The organism is Gudongella oleilytica (assembly GCF_004101785.1).
Classification (GTDB): Bacteria; Bacillota; Clostridia; order Tissierellales; family Tissierellaceae; genus Gudongella; species Gudongella oleilytica.
The window spans coordinates 603,125-626,737 of record NZ_CP035130.1 but is presented as its reverse complement, the minus strand read 5'-3'; the positions used below and the strand labels follow the sequence as shown (position 1 = coordinate 626,737).

Here is a 23,613-nt window from a genome sequence, read left to right as displayed (position 1 = left end):
ATTTATCACTCCTATTCTTCATTTCTTTTTTTAAGAAATTCTACTAATCCGCCAGCGTTAATTATCCTCATCAAATGATCCGGTATTATTGTACACTTGTATCTTTTATCCTTAGTTACATTTATAATTTCTCCCTTTTGATAATTGACTTCCAATATATCTCCTTTCTCTATATCGTCAGTATCAGGTGATTCGAGAGCTAAAATTCCAAGGTTAATGCAATTTCTATAAAATATCCTTGCAAAATCCTTAGCAATTATTATATCTACACCAAGATACTTAAGAGTGAGTGGGGCAGTCTCTCTGCTGGATCCTGATCCAAAATTATGCCCAGCTACCAAAAGGTCTCCCTTCTCAAAGTTCGATGCGAAATCTGGATCGATTGGACTCATTGCGTATTTTGATGCATCCTTTGTACTCAATTCCATATATGCGGGAGGAGATATAATGTCAGTATTAATATTGTCACCATACTTCCAAACCTTACCTTTAATTGCATCCTTACTCATCATAATCCTCCTACTATAAATATTTTCTAGGATCAACTATCTTACCTTCAATTGCAGCTGCCGCTACTGACACAGGAGACGCGAGATAAATAAATGAATCCTTGCTGCCCATTCTGCCAAGGAAGTTCCTATTAGTTGAGGATATACAAACTTCTCCAGGTGCAAGTGCGCCTGAGTGCAGGCCTAAACAAGCACCGCAGCTTGGTGCGAGTACAATAGCTCCTGCTTCTGAGAGAGTCTGAAGTATCCCATCTTTAGCGCACATATCCCATACTTCCTTCGATGCTGGTGATATAAGTAATCTTACTCCTTTTGCCACTTTTCTACCTTTGAGTACCTCAGCTGCCATCATTAGGTCATAATATCTTCCTCCTGTACAAGAACCTATATATGCCTGATCTATCTTGACATCTTCTAACTCAGAAATATTTTTTACATTGTCTACCTCATGTGGACAAGCAACAACTGGTTCCAACTCATCTGCTGAAAATTCAAAAGTCTCACAGAATTCAGCATCATCGTCACTAATAAATGCTTCATAGTTACCTCTAATGTCTCTATCGTCAAGATACTTAATTGTTTTATCGTCAGCAGGAATAATCCCATTTTTTGCACCTTTCTCAACAGCCATATTAGTAATAGCCATTCTCTCATCCATATTTAGGTCGCTTATTGTTTCTCCTACATATTCTACTGCCTTATATGTCGCACCTGAATGACCTATGACTCCTATGGTTTTTAAAGCAATATCCTTTGCCATTACTCCTTTGCCCAGTTTTCCTCTCCATTCCACTTTTATAGTTTCGGGAACCTTAAGCCAAATCTCTCCTGTAACTAAAACACCAAGCATTTCAGTTGAACCAATTCCTGTTGAAAAAGTTCCTAGTGCACCATACATACAAGTGTGAGAATCTGTCCCAACAACAACCTGCCCTGGAAGAGCAAATCCATTTTCAACCATTATCTGATGACAGGGACCAACAAATTCAAAGTAATTGTCTATCTCATTCTCTGCAGCCCATTCTCTGGTGAACTTTACTATTTCAGCCTGTTTTGAATTTGCCGGCGGAGTATAGTGGTCAGAAATTATTACTACCTTATCCTTGTCCCAAACCTCTGCATTAAGTTCCTTCATTTTTTCGGCAATTTCTACCCTTGGTCCAAGTATGTCATCCATCATAGCTTTATCAACTTTGACCCATAGAATCTCTCCTGCTTTAGCCTCTGAACTACCTGAAGCTTTTGCAAGAATTTTTTCAGTTATAGTCATTCCCATGTAACTCAATCCTCCTTTTGTTTATGTTATTTAAATAAATCTCATTTCAACTAGTTATATTTGCAATTATCATGCCAATATTTTTCTAGCCTAAAATGCTCAAAAAAGCAGTATAAAAATAACACACGTTCATTATTTTAACATAATAATGAACGTGTGTTATTTTTATGAACGTTTATCTGTTTAATTTTTTCCATATTGTGGTTCTACTTACTCCGAGTCTGTCTGAAAGAATAGTTGAATTTTTGCCGTATTTTTCATAAAGAATATTGATTATTTCTTTCTGCATATCTCTAAGATTACCTTCTTTTAAGAAAATATAACCTTCTTGAGCTACGTTATTGATACTATCTTCTTTTTCTGAGCTGCTAAAATGATCTAGACAAATCTCTTCAATCGGAATGTGTTCATGCAGTAGCGATATCCTTTCAACAAGATTCTTTAATTCCCTAACATTTCCAGGCCAGTTATATGAGTAGAATTTATCCATCAGCTCATCACTTAAGTGTATAGTTTTCCCCATAAATACTTTCGAGAAGTACTCGAAAAGTTCTTTTATATCTTCCCTTTTGTTTCTTAGTGATACAGTCTCTAGCTTTAGAACGTTGAGCCTGAATAAAAGGTCATTTCTGAACTTTCCTTTTACTACAAGATCAGCAAGGTTTTCATTTGATGCAGCGATTACTCTAACATCGATATTAACGACATTGTTAGATCCAACACGCCATACTTCTTTCTCCTGAAGAACTCTTAATAGCCTTGATTGCAAGCTTATTGGAAGTGAACTAATCTCATCAAGAAAAATGGTTCCTTTATGAGCTAACTCAAACAATCCCATCTTACCGCCCTTCTTTGCTCCTGTAAAAGCACCTTCAGCATAACCAAACAATTCACTTTCAAGGAGATTTTCTGGTATAGCAGAGCAGTTTACGGCTACAAATGGATATTTCTTTCTGTCACTATTATTATGTATTGCTTGAGAAATGATCTCTTTTCCAGTGCCTGATTCACCTGTTATAAGAATTGTAGAACTTGATTTCGAATAAATTTTTGCCTTAGCTATGAGTTTTTTAGCTGAATCACTCTTCCCTACATAATCATCAAATGTATATTTCGCTACCAAACCCTTTTTATATAACTCAGATCTTATTTTTAGCTCATAATCTTGTATTTTGCTTATATCCTGAAATGTAGCAACTACACCTTGTATTTCTCCTTTAACCTTGATCGGAATTCTATTTGTAAGTATAGTTATATCATTTAATCTCTGGATCTCACCGACTTCTTCTTTGCCTGTTTTAAGTACTCTCAATAGCTTAGTTGTAGGTATATGTTCATCTGCCTTCTTGCCTATGACATCAACTGCTTTGATGCCGAGAATCTTCTCAGCAGCAGGATTGAAGAAAGTTACTATGCCTGAAGCATCGGAACCTATTATACCCTCATAAGAAAAATTTAAAATATTATTAAATCTCGCAGCCTGAAACATTTGTCTTCTGGAAACACTAATTATTTCTATTGCATTATCAATTGACTGCTTTACTGTCTCATAAGATGTTTTTAATAGTATGCTTTTTAGTCCTAAGTTTTCAGCAATCCTCTTAGTTACAATACCGCCAACTATTACTTCAGAACCCTTATCAACTGCCTCCTGAACCATTTCGCTGACTTCATTGATATTCTTGTACTGTGACTTATATAATAATTCAATATCAAAAATATCCTTGATCAGTTCATTTAGATATGGTGAATGCTCCGCAAGAACCAATCCAATTTTATTAGACACTTTAGTGGCTTCATTGATCGAATTTAATATATCTATCGAAGATATTCCACAGTTTACTACTGGAATATTTACAACATCAGATATATTTGAATAAGTAGCTCCCCTACTTATTATTATGTCATAGCCCATTTTTTCAAGATCTTTGCCCAGCTTCGCTCCTTCTTCAAAAGCTCCATAAAATACGTCTATAGGGACACCTATCTCTTTAGATATTCGAGAAACTAAGTCACCTAACTCGGTATAAGGTGATATAAAAGCAATTCTCATATATAGCCTCCAGACTTTATTAAACGTTTTATAAACTTAAATGAAAATTGAGGACCCCAAACTCTCTGTGGTACAATGTTTTTTGCCGAAAACAAATACCTCCCAGAAAGGATGAAGTCCTCATGCAAAAAATTGTATCAATCAGTTGTCCAAAGTGCAACGATAATCATTCCTTCTATCGTTACGGTAAAGATAACCTCGGTTTCCAAAAGTATCTCTGCCGTAAGTGTAACCATCAATTTGCACCTTACAATCCCGGTAAGAGGGATCCTGACAATCGGAAGTACCCAGATTGTCCTATGTGCTCCAAGGCTACTTTTCTTCACCATGACCATGAGCACTATTCCAATTTCAGGTGCTGCGATAAAAAGTGTAACCACTCTTTCTTTGTTGTAAAACCTTCGGCCTTCTTACCTGCTTCTGTTTCTAAGCTTGCTGGTAAGAATGATTTTTAGCGTATGAGATATCCTGTTCATGTCATTATTTCGGCTCTTTCCATGTTTTATCTTGGAAAGAATTCCTTCAGGAATATCGCTTTGATTCTTAGGGTTACCAATAATATCAAAGTTTCCCATACTACCATCGCCAACTGGTGCAGGAAGTTTGCCCCTTTGTTTAATAATCTTTCTTTGGAGCTTATGCCTTTGATGAACTTTGATTCTGAAACTCGTTTTGTCCTTGGATTTCACCTATCACCCTACAGAGACTCTGCTCAGGCCTTTACTATCTTTAATTCTGTAAAGGGTATAGGAAAGGTTTCTTCCATCGTCAGTGACCGTTACAGCGCCTACAAGGTGCCTGCCAAGTCTGTGTTTGACTCTGATATCAAGCACATCAGAGTTGAGAGTTTCAAGGATGATATCTCGAACAATTTGATTGAGTCTTTCCACCATCAATTCAAAGCTTGGTATAAGACAAAACAGGGTTTTAATTCATTTGACTCTGCAAATAATCTGATCAGCATGTTTGTGTTCTTCTACAACTTTGTCAGGCCACATTCATCTCTTAGTGGACTTACACCAGCTCAAGTTGTTGGACTAAGCCTTACTAAGAAGCAAAAGAGAAAGTATATTCTTATTGCTTGATTCTTCTATGATTTCGCCTAATTGTTTCTTAAAGGAGCGGCCTTGGAATGGTCAAGGGCGCGCGTAAGCGTGTTCATTTTACCCTTGACCTGGACTAGGATGATCCTTTATTGTCTTCCTGGCGAAATCCGAAGCAATTTTGAGCTATTCTATGAATACATTGTGCTAATCTTTCATATTTAGTTTACAGAGCCTTTAATTTTTGAAGCTATTTGGTTTATTTGATATTTTTAATCTACGTCATCAAAAATATCAGCCTTTATATCAATCAAATGTTTTTTGGTAAGGCTCTCAACCTCGTTGAAATCTCTGTTTACTAATGCTAAATAGATTGCTTTATGCTCGACTTTATATCTTGTTATTCTTCCTTCCTTTTGAAGACTCTTGTATTTCATGTTTCCCCACAACTTGCTTCCTCTAAGTTTATTTATGTTTTGAGCAAACTTTAGAAGAACATCGTTATATGCCGCATTGGCAATTATTGAATGAAACTGCTCATCTAAAACCTCGAATTCTTCAATTTGGTTTTCTGATAAAACTTCAGTCTCTTCTACGACATCTTTCAACCGATCCAAATCCTCTTGAGTTGCTCTTTGAGATGCCAGCTTTGCCAGCTGCGGTTCAATAATAATTCTTGCCTCAAAGATTTCAGTTGGGCTGATTCCGTCATTTTCTGTCAGTTCGTAAAACTCATCTTCAGCAGTATCTTTACATTCAGCTACAAAAGTTCCCAATCCGCTTTTTACTTCTACCAAACCCATTATTTCTAATGCGCTTATGGCTTCCCTGATAGTAGCTCTAGAGACCCCAAACCTTTCAGTTAAGACCCTTTCAGCTGGCAATTTATCTCCAACTTTTAGTTCTCCACTTGTTACTAGTGTCATGTATCGTTGATATATAAGTATATTAATATGTATATAAATGCTGCAATTACTACCGTTTCGTGATATAATAAAAGAAACGGCGGTGATATGAAAATGGCAAGGAAAAAGAAATATGTGATCAAATTAACAGAGGAAGAATTAAACAAGTTGAAATCTGTCATACGCAAGAAATCGACTACACGAACCATCAAATGCAGATGCCAAATCTTAATGGCCCTTGATGAAGCACATGGAAAACAGTATACGCAAGAACAGTGCGCCAAATCCATCGGTGTGTGTAACGCGACTGTTTATAATGTAATCAAGTATTATGTGGATGGCGGCATTGATAACGTACTCACAGTGGGAAGAAGCGTCAACTCAGACAACGCCCGCCGAAAACTGGATGGTCGAGCAGAAGCCAAACTCATTGAAATAGCTTGTGGACCAGCGCCCGAAGGTTATTCCAGATGGACACTGCGCCTGCTGGAAGAAAAAGCAAAAGTTGAACTTGAAGTTCCTGTTAGCAAAGATGCCATAGGTCGAGCCTTAAAAAAAACGAATTGCGACCTCACAAAAACAAGTACTGGTGCATCCCGCCAAAAGAAAACGCCGAATTCGTAGCCTGCATGGAAGATGTCCTCGACGTCTACGAATTGCCGTACAACATACTGAGGCCAGTTGTTTGTATGGACGAAAAACCCTATCAGCTTCTTGGGGAATCAAGAGAACCACTTCCCATGCGCCAGGGCAATGATAAGAAGACTGATTCGGAATATGTGCGAGAGGGCACTTGCAGCATCTTCGTCTTCACAGAACCTCTGGGCGGCTTCAGACATGTGAACGCCCGCAATCAGAGAACCGCTGTAGACTGGGCTGAGGAAATCAAATACCTTGCAGACGTTTGTTATCCGGATGCGGAGAAAATCATTTTGGTACTTGATAATCTGAACACCCATAAAATCAGTTCACTCTACAAAAGATTTCCACCTGCAGAGGCCAGAAGAATCGCCAGGCGCCTTGAAGTCCATTACACGCCAAAGCACGGCAGTTGGTTGAACATAGCTGAAATAGAATTGAACGTAATGACCAGTCAATGTCTTAATCGTAGAGTCGATGATCTTGAGAAGCTCCGTTGTGAGCTGGCGGTATGGGAAGTGAATCGAAATGAAAGATCATCCACAATCAACTGGCATTTTACAAACAACCAAGCCAGGACAAAGCTTGTTTCACTGTATCCTAAAATCGAAATCCACAACAACTAAAATGGCTGGCAGGGCTGGTCTATATTCTAATTGTCAACGATACATGACACTAGATTAGATATCTGTTCTACTACTAACATATAAAGCTTTTTGCTTTTTATTACTTCTTTAAACATATGACCACCCCATATTATTAACTAATATTTGCTTTTACCAGCGCTAAATACTTAACCATATTAAGTCTAGTATAAACACTAATTACATTCTATTCTTTATTAAAATATGTTTGACTCATTGTAAAATAAAATTGAACTAATATAAAAAGCCCATAGATGACTATCTATGTCAGAGATTAGACAAACCCTCTTTTAAGCGTAAGCCTGATGGAGGGTTTGCTCATTTAAAGAATTAAGTAAGATATTTTGTACTTTATCTAAAATAAATCCTCGATTTTTACGGGGATCTCCACCCAATTTACCATCTTTTTTCATCATCTTCGTCAGCTTCTTCAAATTTAGACATGCATAAGTAAGAGCTGCCTTGTATCTCATCTTTTCAGCCCCTACCATGGTTGTGTATCTAAAACCATGGGATTCTTTGGCGGTTCCAAATATCCTCTCTATGGTTTCTTTTCTTAACTTGTACAATGCTTTGCCTTCCTGAGTATAACGGATTGCTTCACATGCCTCTATGTAGTTCTGCCATATGTGTCGGGTCAGTATCTTTGTTCTATTTTTGCTTTTTGTGCATTCTTCCAGCCTACTGCAATTCTTGCAGATGTTAGGATCACTTTTGTATTCTCTGTAGCCTTCTCTGTTGGTTGTTCTGTACTCTAATCTTTGAGACTCTGGACACGTATAACTGTCATCTTTAGTGTTATATTTGTATTCTGACTTCTTTATCTGACCTCTTAAACCCTTAGGCCTTGTGTATGGCAGTACTGGAAGGATTCCTTTATCTAAAAGCGTCTTCGCTATGTATGGTGTCTTGTAGCCTGCATCCATTACTATTGTTTTTGGTTCAAATGATTCGATCTTCTTGAAAAAATCGCTGAAGGTGACGCTGTCATTCTCATTTCCTGGATATACCTCATATCCCAATATCCAGCCATTCTTATCACAGCTTGTCTGAACGCTGTATGCAAATACATCTTTATGTTCTCCCTTATGGAACAATCCACTTTCAGGATCTGTGGTGCTTACTGTTTTCTCAACTGTTTTCTCTCCACCGTCTTTGGGTGGCTTCAAATCTTTTTTATCGTGATCTTCTCTATCTTTGTTGATTTCTTCCATCAGTTCTTTCTGGTATGTTCTTGTGGCTCTTTGTACTTTCACTTTCTGAAGCTTGTGTCTGTTGGCACTTGCTTTTACATGAGTTGAATCTATGAATTGAAGCTCTGGGTCTACATATCCCTTCTCAAAACACTGCTCCAATATGTGCTCAAATATTTTTTCGAAAAGATCTGTGCCCTGGAACCTTCTGGTGTAGTTTTTACCAAATGTAGTAAAATGAGGCACTTCATCGTAGAAATCTAAACCAAGAAACCACCTGTATGCAACATTTACCTCGATTTCTCTCATAGTTTGCCTCATGCTTCTTATCCCAAAAAGATATTGAATGAAGGGTATTTTGATTAAAAGAACAGGGTCTATGCTGGGTCTTCCGTTATCAAGGCAGTATTTATCTTTTACAAGGTCATAGATGAATGAAAAATCTATAGCTTTATCTATGTCTCTAAGGATATGATCCTTAGGTACTACTTGATCGATCGAAAAGATTTGGACTTGATCTTTTTTCTCTTTTGGATCTCTGGTAAGCATATTTTACACCCCCTAATATTAGTTATATTATATCAAAATATCAGGTATAAATGTTGCAATTGCAGTGAAAAATCGGATTTATTTGCATGAAAAAGCTCAACAATCTTTATTGATTGCTGAGCTTTGTCTTCAGTCTGCCATAGATGACTATCTATGTTATGATTTTATCACCATAAAAAATCTGACACGGATGATAATCACTATGGACTACCATAATAATATCACTGATTCGATGGAAAACAAACACCTAACCTACGAGGAGCGAATGTTTATTCAATTCGGGTCTTTGACACTTACTTCAAAAAATAATCGCTAAAGCCATTGGAAAGGCTTTATTTTTTTGTCAATTTTCGGAAATATTTATTGCGTAATATATCGTAATATATTATAATATAAAGCAGAGGGGGAGTTTTAATATGAGATTATCATTTTCAAAGTCTAAGAATTCGACTTCACTTTATGTTATCAAAGATGTTATAGAAGGAAATAAACGTACTACTAAAATAGTTGAGAAATTAGGTACTGTAAGAGAATTAGAAGAAAAATTAAATGGACAAGATCCTATTGAATGGGCAAAAGAATATATTGATGAATTAAATAAAAAAGAAGATGAACAAAATAGAGATGTTATTGTGAAATATAGTCAATCAAGGCAAATTGATAAGAATATCCAAAGGTCTTTTAATGGTGGATATTTATTCTTACAGCAGCTTTATCATATGCTTGGATTAAATAAGATCTGTGATAATATCTCTGCTAAATATAAGTTTGAATTTAATCTTGACTCAATTCTTTCAAGGTTAATTTACGGAAGAATCCTTTTTCCTTCTTCAAAATTAAATACTTATCAGGAGTCTAGTAATCTTTTAGAAGAGCCAGACTTTGATTTGCAGCATATTTATAGGGCTTTAGAGGTTATTTGCTAACTTCTCATGATTTTCCTACTCAACATAAGAACGCCATCAGTGATTACTCAAAATGGATAGTGTTGAACCTTCTGTTAACTTTCAAGAAATGCCAACACCTCAGCTCTGGTTTTAGAACTTCGGGCTATTGCATTCAACAACTCCTTGGCTTCTAACGCTTTCTTCTCCTCGTAGAGATCGTCAAGCTCTCCAGATATTTTATCGCATCGTTCTTTCATTTTACGGAGTTTTTCTTCTTGTTCACGGATCTTTTCATCGATTGTTTTAGTAGACTTCGTTCGCGCCATCTTCGTCCTCCTCCTGTTCTGGAGCGGCTGCTCCCATAAGTTCTTTTCCTATTGACAATGCTCTTGCTCGCGCACTGTCTTCATCTATTCCGAATGCTCCTAAAATGGTCTTTTGTGTTGCGGTAATTGCATGATCTAATTTATAGTTACCACCAGGCTGCCTGATTAGTTCAATCTTTTCCAATTCTCGAAGCGCAGCCGGAACTGTCATATAGTTTGGTTTTTTTGCCATCTCAGCCATACGTTTTCTCAACTGGGTATATATCTTGCTTCTGATAATTAGAGCAATGAATTCTACAAATATTTTAGATTCAAGAGCGTCATTACTGGAAACTCGAAATGATTTATTATCAAGGAAAGATTTGTCGCTGCAAAATAACTTCTCAGAAGCATCACGACTTTTGTATAACAAAAGTGCGTCGCTGGCATTCATCTTTTTTGATGTCACAATTGTAAAATAACCACATAATTTCAGTTCTTTTTCAATAACATCCTCTCGTTCTTTATAGCCATAAAATTTGCGTTTACCATCTTTTTCATGATAGGTCAGTTCGTAATAGTGCTCATATTTTTTCCCGAAGTCTATATCTTTTCCCTTGCTCTTATTCATCATTTCTTCCATACGTTGTAGTTCATTTTCCAACTGAGCACGTTCCGCGCTTTCGCGGTCTACCTTATGATAAATATGAAAATATCTGTCCTTAGTATCATCTGCATAAAGTTTGTCACATACCGTCATTCCATAGGTTCTAAAGGCTTTGATCGCACAGTTTCTATTGGTTTCGAACTCTCCTTTATGATCCATGATTAAACCATTCACAAATGAAGCCTTTCCTTTAACCATAATCACAAAATCATAGTTGCATTGGTCCATGTAATTCAGATTATCCCTGCTGAAATATCCGCGATCAAGAACAAATCCAATGTTCTTGTATCCATATCCCCGGACTTTTTCTATAATATACTGTAGCTGCGAAACATCAACGATACTTCCTGGGTAACTCTCATATAGCAAAGGCTCCTGATTGTTTATATCGTAAGCAAGAGAATAGTTGACAACTGCAGCTCCAATGTCTTCCTTTGGATGACCATACTCAGCTTTTTCAATATCTCCAGCCTTACAATTTTTGTTGGTCGAATCGTAAGTTAAATATATTTGTTCTTTATGGTTTCTGTTTTTATTCCAGCTATTTAGAAAATCAATTCGATCATCTTCCGTGATCTCAGAAAAAAATCTGGAAATGGTTGAATCGCTGTATATTTTCTGCTCTGGAGTAAGAACAGGATGATTATAGGCATAATCAGGATAGTATTGAGCAACATTGCTCTCACAGATAATGGAATAGGTGGCTAAATCAAGCAATAGTCCTTTTCCACGATCGTCCCACGATGAAAGATGATTGGCAAGTTTGTAATCATCAATAATTTTCTTGATCACCAAAAAAGCTCCAACTCGGATGCAAGAACTGCGCGAAGCTGGGTTATTTGCTTCAACGGGGAGAATAATATCCGGAAAATACTTTTCAAAATTGGGGTTTGGATACATCATAGTTGGATCATCATTAGACAATTTTCCAATAGTAGTACGCATAGGCACATTATACTTCTTTTCAGGAACATATTTTCTGTCATAAGTGTACTCAATATAAGTTGTATCGCCACGTTTATTTCTTGAAATTTTCCCTGTTTTCTCGGGGATTTTTATCAGAAAATCGTAATACATCTCGCACCTCCAAAGTATGATATCCTACTCAATAATTATAACAAAAAAACCACTAAGGTGCAAGTGAAATCGTAACAAAATCCGCTTGTTTTCAGTGGCTTGAGCTGTTTTTCAATGCAGTAAATAGAGGGAGCAAACAATTGAGTGTGATAAAGTTTGAGAAGTTAGCATTATTGCAAAAGAAAGTGATTATATTCAGTCAAAATTCTATGAAAATAGTTTATCTGTTTCAAAAAGAAACGACCGTATTCTCTATTATGATTGCACTAATTATTTTTTTGAGATAGAAAATGAAGATGGACTTAAACAATATGGATTTTCTAAGGAACATAAGCCTAATCCTATAGTGGGAATGGGACTATTTATGGATGGTGATGGTATCCCCCTTGCTTTCGATATTCATAGTGGTAATACCAATGAACAAACTACTCTGAAACCGCTAGAGAAGAGAATTTTTAAAGACTTTGAGTTATCTAAATTCATTGTATGTACTGATGCTGGATTATCTTCAACAGATAATCGTAAATTTAATGACATAAATGGTAGAGCATTTATTACAACTCAGTCTGTAAAAAAATTAAAGAAACATTTGAAAGAGTGGGCTCTTGATCCAACAGGATGGCACCTAGCAGGCAGTGATAATTTATTTGATATTAACCTAATCGATCAAGATGGAGAAAACTATGATAAGTACAAAAATAAAACCTTTTACAAAGAACGTTGGATAAAAGAAGATGGGCTTGAGCAAAAGCTTATTGTTACCTATTCTCTCAAATACAGAGATTACCAACGAAAGATTAGAGCTGGGCAGCTAGAACGTGCAGCTAAGTTAATTACAAACAGAAAATCAGATATCAAAAAGAAAAATCAAAATGACTTCAGAAGGTTTATATCATCTACAAACGTTACAAAGGATGGAGAAATTGCAGATGAAACTATATATGGTATAGATACAGATGCAGTGGTTAAAGAAGAAAAGTATGATGGATTTTATGCTGTATGTACAAATTTAGAAGATGATGCTGAAGCTATTACAAAGATTAACCACAGAAGATGGGAAATTGAAGAATGTTTTAGAATTATGAAATCAGAATTTAAGGCAAGGCCTGTTTATTTAAGCAGAGACGATCGTATACAGGCACATTTCACTACATGTTTTCTTGCATTAGTTTTATATAGATATTTAGAGAAATTATTAGGTGAACAATTTACAAGTCAGGAGATTATTAATGGTTTAAGAGATATGAATTTCTACTCTATTCCAACAGAAGGATATATTCCAACCTACACGAGAACTGATTTTACTGATGCTTTGCATGAGGCATTTGGGTTCAGAACAGATTATGAGATAGTAAGCATAAAAAAGATGAAAAATTATTTTAAGGAAACAAAAAAGAAGAATACATTACGCAGTTTTTAAACAAAGCGAAAACTCTGAAGTGCACTAATTACAATGCATTCCAGAGTTTTTGTGCCTCTCAACTGTCAAAGATGGAATATTAAACATGCTAAACTAATTCGAGATAAATTGCAATAACAAATTGAACTAATTTTCAGATAATGTCCCGGGAGTTTGACAGTTTAATTAGAGAGTAACCCGGGAGTTTGACACTTACATATTACAAAACCCGGGAGTTTGACACTTACATATTACAAAACCCATTCAAAAGCTCTAAATAGCTTATTTTTTTTGCCTTTTTTGTTTTTTATATATCGCACTTTCTCGCAATGTGTTATAATATTGCTAATAGGAGGTGTTGTGTATCCTGGATTCCCGCAAACTCATAACGAGGCTGGGGGATCGATCCCTATGTTGTTGTAGAGAGCAATTTGCTCTTCAAGCATTTCTCCAAGACGTAGCTTCTGATGCGATTCTTCAAAGCATTCAATGACATCCAGTTTATCCAGGACACCTTGGATCGTGTATTCCTTAAATAGATTGGTATCTTGCATTTGTTTCTTTATGTATGACAAATAAATCAGCGCAATGAATTCTACAAATAGCTTCCCGTCTAAACTTTGTTCTGATGAGACCAGTGTTCTTCGCATATTCAATCGCTCTTTAAGATTGCCAAACGCCTTTTCGACCAAGTCCTTATTGCGATAAATTTCCAGGGCTGTTATTGCATCCATTGTCTCATTAGTGATTAAGGCAAAATACCCATAGTATCTTTTAGCAGCCCTCACCACATCTTCTTTGATCATCGCTTTTGTACCACGTTTTGGTGTTGTTTTGGTGTCGAAGTACTTCTTATACTGACTTTCATGCTCGGGAACTTTTTTCCCGGATTCCAACTCACGACGAAGTGCGATCAGATTTTTGTCAAATCGTTTTTCATCCTCAGCAGCCTTATCAATATTGAAATAGTAATGGATATAGATGCGTCGTTTATCTTCCACTGTGTCCCCTTTATTGGGGCGATCTTGACTATAGTGCCAATCTGATTGTACTGAGCGGTAGTAGAGTTCATATTTTTCGCTATAGTTCTCAAAGCTTCGAAAATCGTTATAAATCGGGTCCAACGCGCTCTTAATCAAGCTTGATGACATTTTTGCCGACATGAGAAACTTAAGATGATCTTTATAAAGAGCATTAATGTTTTTTTCACTGTAAAAGCCGCGATCCATGACGAGCTTTACTTTGGGATAGCCGAGAATATTGAAATCAGCCAACAAGTTTTTGATGGTTTTTGAATCAGGGATATTGCCGGCCAGCTTTCGATAACAAAATGGAAGATTGGATACTTCACCGAATACCATAGCCAAATTGATCTGAGGAAGTCTGTCATTTTCCTTGTTCAAGCCATATTGAACTTGACGCAATGACTCAGAATAGCTTGATACAGAAGTAATATCATAGGCCCAGTATTCCTTTTCGGCTCTTCGTTTACCTTGCAGCCTAAAGAAGTCGTTCTTTGCTTCTTCGGTGATGGATGCGAATAACTCGCTGCTGCACTGAGAAGTGATATCCTTTCCATAAGGATGCTTATGCAGGCTTCCCCATTTTTCAAATCTATATAAAGGATTGCTATCTTCCAGAATCAAATAGTAAGCGATCGAAAGCATCTGGCGGTAATCTTTTGGGAAGCATTTTTTCAAATCATCGGTAATACCAAGCTTTTCGCCTATCGCATCCAGCAGATAAGTTGCACCATAAAATGTTCTGGCAGTATGTTTCGTAAGCACGGGCCCCGGCTTTAAAGGTCCTTCAAGATCTTTGGACTTCTTTCCGCGGCCATCCGTTGGGATGATTTCGCCAGTCTCTTGATCAACTCTGCCAATCAGTGTGCGTTTAGCTCGAGATTGTTTCTTTTCTTTGTCCCAATAGGAAACCGATTCGTAAGCGTAAGTGATACCAGAACGCTTATCTGTTTGATGAATTATCGTTGCCATCAGCCTCACCTCGGTATGTGTATTATATTACATAACGAGTTTAACTAAAAGGATTATTTGTGCTAAATGTTTATTTTTCAATAGTTTGAGAGAATTACACCCGCATCATCGTTATGTATCGTGCGGAATCCAGGGTATATATCTAGCTTAGCGAACAAATAAAAGGACTGCATTGCTCCGGCTATTGCTCCAGAGAGAGGAAATGAACCCTATCCCTCCCTGGGGTATAACGCTACAATGCAGTCTTTTCAATGTTTCTATGTGGTACGCCCAGAGGGATTCGAACCCCCGACCAACTGGTTCGAAGCCAGCTACTCTATCCAGCTGAGCTATGGGCGCATGCTCAGTTGATTCACTATATTAGTATAATTCCAAACTAGTTAAATGTCAATCGACCTCAACTATCACTTCTATCTCTACAGGCATGTTAAATGGCAATACACTTGTCCCTATTGCAGATCTTGCATGTCTCCCCTTCTCTCCAAATACCTCGACCAATAAATCCGATGCACCGTTCAATACTTTTGGCTGGTCATAGAAATCATCAGTGCTTTGAACGAATCCGAGGATCTTGACAAATTTCACTATTTTGTCCAAGTCGCCCAATTCACATTTCAATACGCCCAAAATATTTATCATTGTCTCTCTTGCTGCTTGGTAACCTTCTTCTATAGAGAGCTCTGCCCCAAGCATTCCTACCGCCAGGATCTTTCCATCCCTTGTTGGTCCGTTCCCGGATGTATAGATCAAATTGCCAGTTCTTCTTGCCGTAACGTAATTGCCGGCTGCCTTCGTCTGTCCTGGAAGATCAATTCCTAATGCCTCCAGTTTTTTCTCAATTTCTGACATAAAATCATCTCCTGTCTTGATTCTTAATATAATAAGTTAATTCGAAAAAGTGAAGATAGAAAAATAAGGCTGCCTTACAGCAGCACTATGAGAGAATTAAAATCAAGCATGCAACCGATTGATCTTAGCGGCAATTTGCTATTTATTAATGTCGCAGTGAAGTACTCCACCCTGTGCATAATCTTCGAACTCCATCTCTCTGATTATGATCTTAACCGCCTCAGTTTTGCATCCAACCGTCTCCACCAAGGCCTCAGTAACCTTTTTCGCCATGGCTCTCTTTTGTTCTACTGTTCTTCCTTTAAGCATTTCTACTTGAATAATTGGCATTTGTATTCCTCCTTAGATATGTTAAAGTACGCCCAGCTTTCCAAGGGCAGCTTTTACAACTTGTTTTTTGTCTTCCTCAAGAGGTCTTAAAGGTCTTCGTGGAATACCACCCTGGTAACCAAGCATATCCATACCAGCCTTTAATGCTGGAACTCCCATTCCTCCGGTCACTATGAAGTTTATTTCAATAAGCTTTAATTGCAGCTCTCTTGCTTCTTCTAGCTTACCTTCTTTAACAAGCTTTACCAGTTGACAGCACTCATTGGGCAATATATTGCCTAGAGCTACAGTTGCACCTCTTGCTCCTACTGTTAGTGCAGGTAAAAGATATCCGGCATTACCTGCAAATACAACAAAGTCATCGTCCGTATCTCTTACTATCTCGGATAGCTGGACGATATTGCCTGATGTATCCTTTATTCCAACGATATTTGGATGCCTTGCAAGTCGTGCAATGAGCTTTGAGGACATATTTATGCCTGTATTGCCTGGCATATTATAAAGCATTACAGGGATAGGCGACTCATCCGCAACGTCTACAAAGTGATTATAGAGTACTTCCTCATTCATACTTCCTTTGTAGTAATGTGGTGGAAGGATCAGGGCTGCGTCTGCACCCAGCTCTGCTGCTTCCTTACAGAAGCTTATAGTCTCGAGTGTGGAGTCATAGGAAGTACCTACGATTATTCTTTTCTCCCTGGTGAAATTTTCGATACAGAACTTTATAAGCTCAAGCTTTTCAGCGTGAGTAAGGTATACAAACTCACCATTTGAGCCAAGAACTACGATCCCATCCAGATCAGTCTTTGCCAGTAGATCAAGATTGTGCTTCAGCTTTCCATAATCGATCGATTCATCCTCTGCAAATGGGGTGACGATCGGTGTGTAAATTCCTTTAAGCATTTTATACCTCCTAAGTATATTTTGGAGCTGGTGGTGGGAATCGAACCCACGACCTGCGCATTACGAGTGCGCTGCTCTACCTCTGAGCCACACCAGCAGATGTTACTATGGACATTGTATTACTCCCTGAGCCCAGAGACATCCTCCGCAAACTGGTGAACTATCAGTCCTGCAGTCTGCTTCATTTGAATTGATATCCTTGCATCCACCACATAAGACACAGGGTGAAAATTCAAATTCATATACGTTCTCTCTGAATTCTTTGTATTCACTGCTTTCCCAGATTTCCTTCAAAGATTTTTCTCTGATGCTACCAAGTGTATACTCATTCATCCTGCGTTCATTACCATTTAGAAAGGTCGTGTATGAATGCAGTAGCCCCATACATGGAGAAACCATTCCATCCCACCTTATGAAGGATATCCTGTCATGGACAAATCTGCAGTGGTCATCGTATGCCTTAAAGGTCTCGTTTAGGAGCTTCACCTTCATCATAGAACCTCTGATATCATGGAGAGCATCCTTTGTGGTCTCATTATAATCTATCCTTGGAAGACTTATCTCTGGGATTATTATCTCCTTAAATCCTATCCTCTCCTCCTCAGCCTTTGTGTAAGCCAGAGGCTTGAAGAGTACTTTTCTGCAAAGCATTTTACTTTCCATTTCTCTGTCGTATGGGATCACATTGCTCACTGAAATTTTTTCTGCCCAGACGTTTGCTGCAAAGCTTCTTAATTTTGAAAGTTCGTCGACATTATCTTTTGTAGCGACAAAGGCAATTCCTAAGGTCATTTTTTTGTCGCTCTCCTGATTCATTCTTTTGAAAAGCTTAAGATTATCATGGATACCCCCAAAATCAGCTCCCTCTCTTATTGCATTGAAGGTTGAAGTCTCTGTGCTGTCAATTGAAACCCACAATGTGTCCAGTCCGGATGAAAATAGTTTTTCAAAGCTTTCCTTATTCAGCATAGTCCCGTTGGTGGTTATCTCGACCTTTAGTCCCAAGACCTTAAGTGCAGCTATCATATTGAATATTTCAGGGTGGTGCATCGGCTCACCAAATCCGCCAAACATTATCGACTCCAGAGACGAAAACTCCTTTAGCTGGCTAACCAATGCATTAAAAGCAGACATTTCCATGAAGCCTGGCTTTTCGCTCCATGTCCTCCTTATGCAGGTAACGCAGTTAAGGTTACATGCCGAGGTAGGCTCTATGTATAGTCTTGATAGTGAATGGATGGAGGGTGTGAGTATTAGTTTGCCATTTTCCTCTGTGAGGATATACTCCATGTGTTTACCGGCTGAATCGGTACCGATATACTCAGCATCAAGCTTTATAGAACCATTGGTATCTCTTTGTATGTATTTGATTTTCCCCATCCTCTCACCTCCTTGATGATACTATTATAATGGGATTGTACATCTGTACCACGAATTTTTCAACATTATAACTAAGCCGGTATGAGAGCAAAGGCTGCCATAATGACCAGGTTTATTGTTATCATGCTTAGTATTGTTGAGGTGAAAACTGCCTGCGAAGCAAATTCAGGCTCATTATCCAGCTCGATGGATGTTAATACTACATTTACTGCAGTTGGTGCTCCAAGTCCAATTACCAGAACTCTGGCAAGCAAACCATCAATACCTAATAGTGTTACTATTAAAAAAGCTATCGCAGGGGATACAATCAATCTAATAAAGCTAGACAGATAGAGCCTGGAGTTGCTTATTGTAAATTTAGTTTCAGATAATTGAGCTCCCAAAGTCAAGAGTGCTATAGCCATATAGCCATCAGTTAAGATCTTCAGTGGATCTAAAATCGGATCGGGAATAATAACCCCTGAAGACTTCATAATTGCCGCAAAAGCCATTATATATAGCAATGGCATTTTTAACACATTGATCAAGGCTTCTTTTGGACTTCTATTTCCAGAGCTTGCAGTAAATATACCAATAGTGAAAAATGCAACATTATGAGCCATTAATATGATTGCCTGTATAGAAACTGCCACTGGGTCATTGAATAAAAGCTGAATCAACGGCAAGCTGTAATTCCCTGAGTTAAAGAATGTTGATGAATTTACAAAGACACTGCTCTCAGATTTTGAATATCCTCTGAATCTGGCTATTATCATAGACATAGCTACTATTGATATGATCGCAGTTAATGTTACCGTAGTTGCTGCTTTAATTACCTGGCTGCTTAGCTGACTTTCATAGACCTTGAGAAATAGCATTGAGGGCATCAATATATAAAACTGAAGCTTTGTAAGTGATTTGATGTCGATATGAAATGCAGTATTCATGACAGCGCCTGCAGCGATAACCAGGAAAATCGGTAGTATGACATTTATGAATGTAAAGCTGAAATAGGTCATTATAATTCTCCATGTAGTGTAGTCAGACAGGCCGTTTTATCGGTCTGTCCATGATCAAAATCTTATTTTGTCAAAAGTTATATCCTCTAGTGTTGAGCATCCGGTCATTAGCATTGTATCCTTAAGCTCTGCCATAAGTTTTTCAGCATAGATCTTAACTCCCTCTGCTCCTCCGCCAAAGGCCGAGATGGTAAATGTCCTGCCGATCAAAACAGCATCTGCACCTAAAGCAAGTGCTTTAAACACATCAGCTCCGGTTCGGATGCCTCCGTCTACGAATATCTTGATGCTCTTACCGACAACTTTTCTTATTTCAGGTAGCATTTCAGTAGTTGCCGGAGTATTATCCAGAACTCTGCCTCCATGATTTGAGACCACTATACCATATGCTCCCGACTGGGCTGCTTTTTCGGCGCCTTTACCGCTCATTATACCTTTTATAATGAAGGGCAGCCCGGTTGAATCGACTATTGACTTAAGATCCTCGACGGTCTTTGAGTAAACAGGTTTGCCGGAAGCAGCCAAATGAACCAGACCTGCTGAATCTATATCCATTGCAAGTGCAAGGACATTTAGGTCTTCGACAATTTTTATTTTTTCAAATATCTTTTCCTGAGACCATGGCTTAAGAGTAGGGATGCCCCATCCACCTACCTCCTTAAGAGGCTTTAAGGGTGCATTGAAATAGTCATCATTAGCACCATCCCCAGTGAATGCAGCTATTCCTGCTGCCTTTGCTCCCATAAGGGTCCTTCTGTGGTATTCTTCCTCTGACAGCTTCCCGCCGAAGTTAATGTCCATTCCTCCTATTGGAGCTACAAAAATTGGTGCTGAAAATTTTTTATCGAAAAGCTCGATTGAAATATCCTGACCCTTTCCCTTATAAATGGTATCCATTACTACCTTGACTTCGTTTAAATAGTTGAAGCTCCTTATAAATGAGCTGCCTGTCCACTTAGCACCTACTCCCGGTACCCATCCCCTGCAGGCGACACCATTGCATTCCTTGCAAACCAGGCAATTTGGAGTCAATATCTCCTTTGCCTTTTCTCTTACTTCGTCATAATTCATATGTATTCCTCCCCAGTCCCTATTGGAAATATTATGTTTAATATTATATCACTTTAGCCTGATATTTAGAAACCCTAAGTTCTTGCAAAAAAATATGAGGGGAATTTGTCCCCTCACATTATATCACTAATTAATCGTCATCTCTATCATCATCGTCATCATCATCGTCATCATCATCGTCGTCATCGTCGTCATCGTCGTCAGCTCTATCATCGTCATCGTCATCGTAGCCGTCCCAGTCATCATAAAGGTCATCGCTCTCGAATTCAAGAACCTTCCCGGTATACGCGTCTAACTCTATTTCATATTCTCTTCCTTCGCTGACTATTTCGATTTTGTATTCCAAATCATCGTCGTCATCCTCAAGCTCGATACTTTTGATCTCGCCTTTAACCATACTAAGTGCAATATTTTTTGCTCCTTCCACTCCGATGATCTGTTTCTGCTGATTTGCTGCATCCACTCTGACAGATTCAGATATACTGTTTGCATCAGTTTTTTTATCGTCTTTATTGTCATGATCATCATCATCGTCGTCCATTTCATGCTCTGTTATAGTTCCATTAAAAGCGTCAATTTCTAATTCATGCTTAACACCGTCTGCAATTATGTGAATCTCGTATTCAGGTTTGCCATCATCTGATTTGTCATCCAACTCCAGCTTTATGATCTCACCATTTACTCTCGCAAGTGCAATTGCCTCCGCATCAGCTCTGGTAATAATCTCTTTTGGTTCAACTGTTCTTTCATCGTCTTTATCATCCTCATATAAATCGTCATCCAGGCTATCTTTTAGCGTTTGTTTTATGACTCTGGCTTCTATCTGTTTGTTTTGCAGCATTGCTGCGATAGCTTTATTGACTCTTTCCACCAGTTCTGAATCCACTGTGTCATCGTTGACGGTTAAGCGCACCACATTATCCTTTCCCCCGGAGATATAACCTGTCAGTATCATTAAATCAACCAGATCATTCACCGTTCCCTCAAGGGATTTATCCTTAGGCTCGAAGTTCTCGAGCATCTTCTTTGCATCCAGGTTGAGAGGATTTATCTCTATTACCCTATCCAGCCTATTAGTTACAATTTCTATACTTGGATTTACGTCCATTTTGATAGCACCTGCAGGAACTGCCGTCAAATAACCTCCTGCTCCGACTACTATAGCTAATACCAATGCGATACCCTTTAGAATTTTTGTTTTGTTCTTCATTCTTATCCCTCCTGTTGTATTTGATACGTTAACTGATGAGGGATGACTTTTATTGCATCCATTTGATAATTATTTTCATAATTTCTATCAATCGTCATCTCTGTCATCGTCGTCATCTCTGTCATCGCCGTCATCGTCTTCATTGTTATCATCATCTTCTTCATCATCGTCTTCGTCATCTTCGTCATCTTCGTCGTCTTCGTCGTCATCGTCGTCATCGTCGTCATCGTCGTCTTCGTCGTCATCGTCGTCATAGTCATCACCATCAATGATTGAGGGTGCAGGTGCCAACCTTTCTATCTTCTCCATATCCTTTGTTTCAATTATCCTTTCAAGATCAAGTCCTATACCCTGACTTAATCTAACAAGCTCTTGGATCGACATGTCTGCAAGCTCTTCAACCTTCAGATCAGGATCAAGCACCATAAGATTCCTTATAAAGGTCATCATACTAACAGATACTCCGTACTCTTTCGCATATCTTTCAATGGATGAGGTCTCTTCCAGTCTCTGCGTCAGTACTATAGGCTCAATTTCATTCTTGTTAAGGTACTGATGGATCGACTGATCAAGTATTCTCTTTTTCTCTTCAGCCTTTTCATGATTCTTGTTGTAAACAGAAAGCAACAGAAATTCATTGTTTTCGCCTAGATATCCTTCGGACATCATTTTTTCCAGTATCTCCTCTGATACCAGAAGTACTGACTCATCTTTGTAGGAAATACCCTCGATTATTTTTTCTCCGTCCTTATTCCCTGCTTTAAGTGCTATGACCTTGTCTCTCCTGTTGGTTTCGATCGTTATACTTGGGTTTACATCAAGATATACTCTGCTGTCGACAGTGTTTGAAACCAACTGCCAGTTTAAAAAGACAGCGAGAAATACTGCTGCAATTGATGCATAGGGCACCAGTCTTCTTATTGACTTCATTACATTTCCTTGAGATGTTATTTCATCGTGTCTAAGCATCTTAGTTCGAGGTTTTGCTTTGATTTCCTCAAGAAGATCTATGGGCGCATTTTCTATTGAATTTTTAATGCTTTGTAGTATTTCGTGATCTTTCATGCCCTGACCTCCCTTTCTTCAAGGTGTCCCCTAAGCTTTTTAAGGGCTCTATGATACTTGGATAGTGTTGTAGAAAGGCTTAAACCGATGCTCTCGGCTATTTCCTTATGCTTAAGGCCTGTCACAGCATAGAGGAGCACTATCTCCCTCTCCTCCTCAGTCAGTTTATCCAGAACTGTCTGGAGCACTATTTTATCATCCATATCAGTAATGTAAGAAAACCTTTTGTCATCCTGTATGGTTTCAGGCTCAAGATTGGTTGTTCTTGACCCTTTACGCACTGATGAGTAATGAAGGTTTTTAGCTATGGTGAACATCCAGGCCAGGGGCTTGCCCATAGGCTTGTAAAGATGAGCAGCAGATAGTATTTTAAGATATGTCTCCTGCATTAGGTCCAGACTCTCCTGATGATCTTTTACAAGTGATAGGCTGAAGGCATACATGGTCCTCTCTGTAAGCCTGTAAAGCTGATCGAAGGCCTCCATGTCATTTTGTCCTATCTTCTTAAAAAGGCTTTCATCTATATCGATATTGTTGTATTTTTCAGGCTTTGGAGCCTGATCTTCGTATACGAAGGCAAACATCAGCATGGCTTTATCCCCTTTGATATTATAATGCATAGATACTTGGTTTTATTGCATACAATCGAACATTTTCTTGTATTTAC

General features: G+C 38.2%; 18 protein-coding genes, 2 tRNA genes and 4 pseudogenes. 5 read left to right on the top strand and 19 right to left on the bottom strand.

Annotated elements, in window-relative coordinates; genetic code table 11:
- Positions 1 to 11 precede the first annotated feature (11 nt).
- The 3 genes from EC328_RS02805 to EC328_RS02795 all read right to left on the bottom strand — a co-directional run bounded on the left by EC328_RS02805 (position 12) and on the right by EC328_RS02795 (position 3,838).
- On the bottom strand, positions 12 to 509 hold the full coding sequence (locus EC328_RS02805) for a LeuD/DmdB family oxidoreductase small subunit (protein WP_128425391.1): 498 nt from the start codon (positions 507 to 509) through the stop codon (positions 12 to 14).
- 13 nt (positions 510 to 522) lie between these two features.
- A complete protein-coding gene (locus EC328_RS02800; RefSeq protein ID WP_128425390.1) occupies positions 523 to 1,785 on the bottom strand; it encodes a 3-isopropylmalate dehydratase large subunit in 1,263 nt (420 codons plus the stop codon).
- Between the two features lie 175 nt (positions 1,786 to 1,960).
- Entirely contained in the window at positions 1,961 to 3,838 is a 1,878-nt protein-coding gene (locus tag EC328_RS02795) for a sigma 54-interacting transcriptional regulator (RefSeq protein WP_128425389.1), read from the bottom strand.
- A 122-nt stretch (positions 3,839 to 3,960) separates the two neighbouring features.
- Between EC328_RS02795 and EC328_RS02790 the strand changes: the two are divergent.
- Positions 3,961 to 4,923: pseudogene (locus EC328_RS02790) on the top strand (IS6 family transposase).
- A 230-nt stretch (positions 4,924 to 5,153) separates the two neighbouring features.
- On the opposite strand, the gene EC328_RS02785 reads toward EC328_RS02790, so the two are convergent.
- Positions 5,154 to 5,822, bottom strand: coding sequence for a FadR/GntR family transcriptional regulator (locus tag EC328_RS02785; protein WP_276318554.1), 669 nt, complete (start codon positions 5,820 to 5,822; stop codon positions 5,154 to 5,156).
- A 78-nt stretch (positions 5,823 to 5,900) separates the two neighbouring features.
- On the opposite strand from EC328_RS02785, the gene EC328_RS02780 reads away from it, so the two are divergent.
- Complete coding sequence (locus tag EC328_RS02780) at positions 5,901 to 6,410, top strand: helix-turn-helix domain-containing protein (RefSeq protein WP_128426969.1); 510 nt, start codon at positions 5,901 to 5,903, stop codon at positions 6,408 to 6,410.
- Positions 6,350 to 7,051, top strand: a complete 702-nt coding sequence (locus EC328_RS02775; RefSeq protein ID WP_128425387.1) for an IS630 family transposase — start codon at positions 6,350 to 6,352, stop codon at positions 7,049 to 7,051. The genes EC328_RS02780 and EC328_RS02775 overlap by 61 nt, the downstream gene beginning before the upstream one ends.
- Before the next feature lie 440 nt (positions 7,052 to 7,491).
- On the opposite strand, the pseudogene EC328_RS02770 reads toward EC328_RS02775, so the two are convergent.
- Positions 7,492 to 8,811 (bottom strand): annotated as a pseudogene (locus tag EC328_RS02770) (IS1182 family transposase); the annotation flags it as partial.
- Between the two features lie 416 nt (positions 8,812 to 9,227).
- On the opposite strand from EC328_RS02770, the pseudogene EC328_RS02765 reads away from it, so the two are divergent.
- Positions 9,228 to 9,731, top strand: a pseudogene (locus EC328_RS02765) (IS1634 family transposase); the annotation flags it as partial.
- An 80-nt stretch (positions 9,732 to 9,811) separates the two neighbouring features.
- On the opposite strand, the gene EC328_RS02760 reads toward EC328_RS02765, so the two are convergent.
- Both EC328_RS02760 and EC328_RS02755 read right to left on the bottom strand, forming a co-directional pair.
- Positions 9,812 to 10,024: a hypothetical protein gene (locus EC328_RS02760; protein ID WP_128425386.1), complete on the bottom strand. Its 213-nt coding sequence runs from the start codon at positions 10,022 to 10,024 to the stop codon at positions 9,812 to 9,814.
- The gene (locus EC328_RS02755) at positions 10,002 to 11,747 is read right to left on the bottom strand and encodes an IS1634 family transposase (protein ID WP_128425385.1); all 1,746 of its coding nucleotides are present in this window, start codon (positions 11,745 to 11,747) and stop codon (positions 10,002 to 10,004) included. The genes EC328_RS02760 and EC328_RS02755 overlap by 23 nt, the downstream gene beginning before the upstream one ends.
- A 163-nt stretch (positions 11,748 to 11,910) precedes the next feature.
- Here EC328_RS02755 and EC328_RS02750 point away from each other — a divergent pair.
- Positions 11,911 to 13,167 (top strand): annotated as a pseudogene (locus EC328_RS02750) (IS1634 family transposase); the annotation flags it as partial.
- A gap of 362 nt (positions 13,168 to 13,529) precedes the next feature.
- Here EC328_RS02750 and EC328_RS02745 read toward each other — a convergent pair.
- From EC328_RS02745 to EC328_RS02690, 12 genes are all read right to left on the bottom strand, one after another.
- Entirely contained in the window at positions 13,530 to 15,140 is a 1,611-nt protein-coding gene (locus tag EC328_RS02745; protein WP_128425384.1) for an IS1634 family transposase, read from the bottom strand.
- A gap of 262 nt (positions 15,141 to 15,402) precedes the next feature.
- A tRNA-Arg gene (locus EC328_RS02740) sits at positions 15,403 to 15,479 on the bottom strand.
- 48 nt (positions 15,480 to 15,527) lie between these two features.
- Entirely contained in the window at positions 15,528 to 15,989 is a 462-nt protein-coding gene (locus EC328_RS02735; protein ID WP_128425383.1) for a RidA family protein, read from the bottom strand.
- A 138-nt stretch (positions 15,990 to 16,127) separates the two neighbouring features.
- Entirely contained in the window at positions 16,128 to 16,319 is a 192-nt protein-coding gene (locus EC328_RS02730; RefSeq protein WP_128425382.1) for a 4-oxalocrotonate tautomerase, read from the bottom strand.
- Positions 16,320 to 16,340: 21 nt separating this feature from the next.
- Positions 16,341 to 17,222 carry a 4-hydroxy-tetrahydrodipicolinate synthase gene (dapA, locus tag EC328_RS02725; RefSeq protein WP_128425381.1) on the bottom strand — a complete coding sequence of 294 codons (882 nt, stop codon included), beginning with the start codon at positions 17,220 to 17,222 and terminating at the stop codon, positions 16,341 to 16,343.
- A 22-nt stretch (positions 17,223 to 17,244) separates the two neighbouring features.
- A tRNA-Thr gene (locus tag EC328_RS02720) sits at positions 17,245 to 17,319 on the bottom strand.
- 8 nt (positions 17,320 to 17,327) lie between these two features.
- Positions 17,328 to 18,602, bottom strand: a complete 1,275-nt coding sequence (locus tag EC328_RS02715) for a radical SAM protein (protein ID WP_128425380.1) — start codon at positions 18,600 to 18,602, stop codon at positions 17,328 to 17,330.
- Between the two features lie 71 nt (positions 18,603 to 18,673).
- Entirely contained in the window at positions 18,674 to 19,600 is a 927-nt protein-coding gene (locus EC328_RS02710) for an AEC family transporter (RefSeq protein WP_128425379.1), read from the bottom strand.
- A 54-nt stretch (positions 19,601 to 19,654) separates the two neighbouring features.
- Positions 19,655 to 20,671, bottom strand: a complete 1,017-nt coding sequence (locus EC328_RS02705) for an alpha-hydroxy-acid oxidizing protein (protein WP_128425378.1) — start codon at positions 20,669 to 20,671, stop codon at positions 19,655 to 19,657.
- A 130-nt stretch (positions 20,672 to 20,801) separates the two neighbouring features.
- Positions 20,802 to 21,881: a PepSY domain-containing protein gene (locus EC328_RS02700; RefSeq protein WP_128425377.1), complete on the bottom strand. Its 1,080-nt coding sequence runs from the start codon at positions 21,879 to 21,881 to the stop codon at positions 20,802 to 20,804.
- 87 nt (positions 21,882 to 21,968) lie between these two features.
- On the bottom strand, positions 21,969 to 22,946 hold the full coding sequence (locus tag EC328_RS11580) for an anti-sigma-I factor RsgI family protein (protein ID WP_206363903.1): 978 nt from the start codon (positions 22,944 to 22,946) through the stop codon (positions 21,969 to 21,971).
- Entirely contained in the window at positions 22,943 to 23,566 is a 624-nt protein-coding gene (locus tag EC328_RS02690) for an RNA polymerase sigma factor (protein WP_206363902.1), read from the bottom strand. The genes EC328_RS11580 and EC328_RS02690 overlap by 4 nt, the downstream gene beginning before the upstream one ends.
- Positions 23,567 to 23,613 lie beyond the last annotated feature (47 nt).

Coding starts and splice junctions, on each gene's coding strand:
- EC328_RS02805 (WP_128425391.1), bottom strand. CDS start 509: ATGAGTAAGGATGCAATTAAAGGTAAGGTTTGGAAGTATGGTGACAAT.
- EC328_RS02800 (WP_128425390.1), bottom strand. CDS start 1,785: ATGGGAATGACTATAACTGAAAAAATTCTTGCAAAAGCTTCAGGTAGT.
- EC328_RS02795 (WP_128425389.1), bottom strand. CDS start 3,838: ATGAGAATTGCTTTTATATCACCTTATACCGAGTTAGGTGACTTAGTT.
- EC328_RS02780 (WP_128426969.1), top strand. CDS start 5,901: ATGGCAAGGAAAAAGAAATATGTGATCAAATTAACAGAGGAAGAATTA.
- EC328_RS02760 (WP_128425386.1), bottom strand. CDS start 10,024: ATGGCGCGAACGAAGTCTACTAAAACAATCGATGAAAAGATCCGTGAA.
- EC328_RS02755 (WP_128425385.1), bottom strand. CDS start 11,747: ATGTATTACGATTTTCTGATAAAAATCCCCGAGAAAACAGGGAAAATT.
- EC328_RS02745 (WP_128425384.1), bottom strand. CDS start 15,140: ATGGCAACGATAATTCATCAAACAGATAAGCGTTCTGGTATCACTTAC.
- EC328_RS02735 (WP_128425383.1), bottom strand. CDS start 15,989: ATGTCAGAAATTGAGAAAAAACTGGAGGCATTAGGAATTGATCTTCCA.
- EC328_RS02730 (WP_128425382.1), bottom strand. CDS start 16,319: ATGCCAATTATTCAAGTAGAAATGCTTAAAGGAAGAACAGTAGAACAA.
- dapA (WP_128425381.1), bottom strand. CDS start 17,222: ATGCTTAAAGGAATTTACACACCGATCGTCACCCCATTTGCAGAGGAT.
- EC328_RS02715 (WP_128425380.1), bottom strand. CDS start 18,602: ATGGGGAAAATCAAATACATACAAAGAGATACCAATGGTTCTATAAAG.
- EC328_RS02710 (WP_128425379.1), bottom strand. CDS start 19,600: ATGACCTATTTCAGCTTTACATTCATAAATGTCATACTACCGATTTTC.
- EC328_RS02705 (WP_128425378.1), bottom strand. CDS start 20,671: ATGAATTATGACGAAGTAAGAGAAAAGGCAAAGGAGATATTGACTCCA.
- EC328_RS02700 (WP_128425377.1), bottom strand. CDS start 21,881: ATGAAGAACAAAACAAAAATTCTAAAGGGTATCGCATTGGTATTAGCT.
- EC328_RS11580 (WP_206363903.1), bottom strand. CDS start 22,946: ATGAAAGATCACGAAATACTACAAAGCATTAAAAATTCAATAGAAAAT.
- EC328_RS02690 (WP_206363902.1), bottom strand. CDS start 23,566: ATGCATTATAATATCAAAGGGGATAAAGCCATGCTGATGTTTGCCTTC.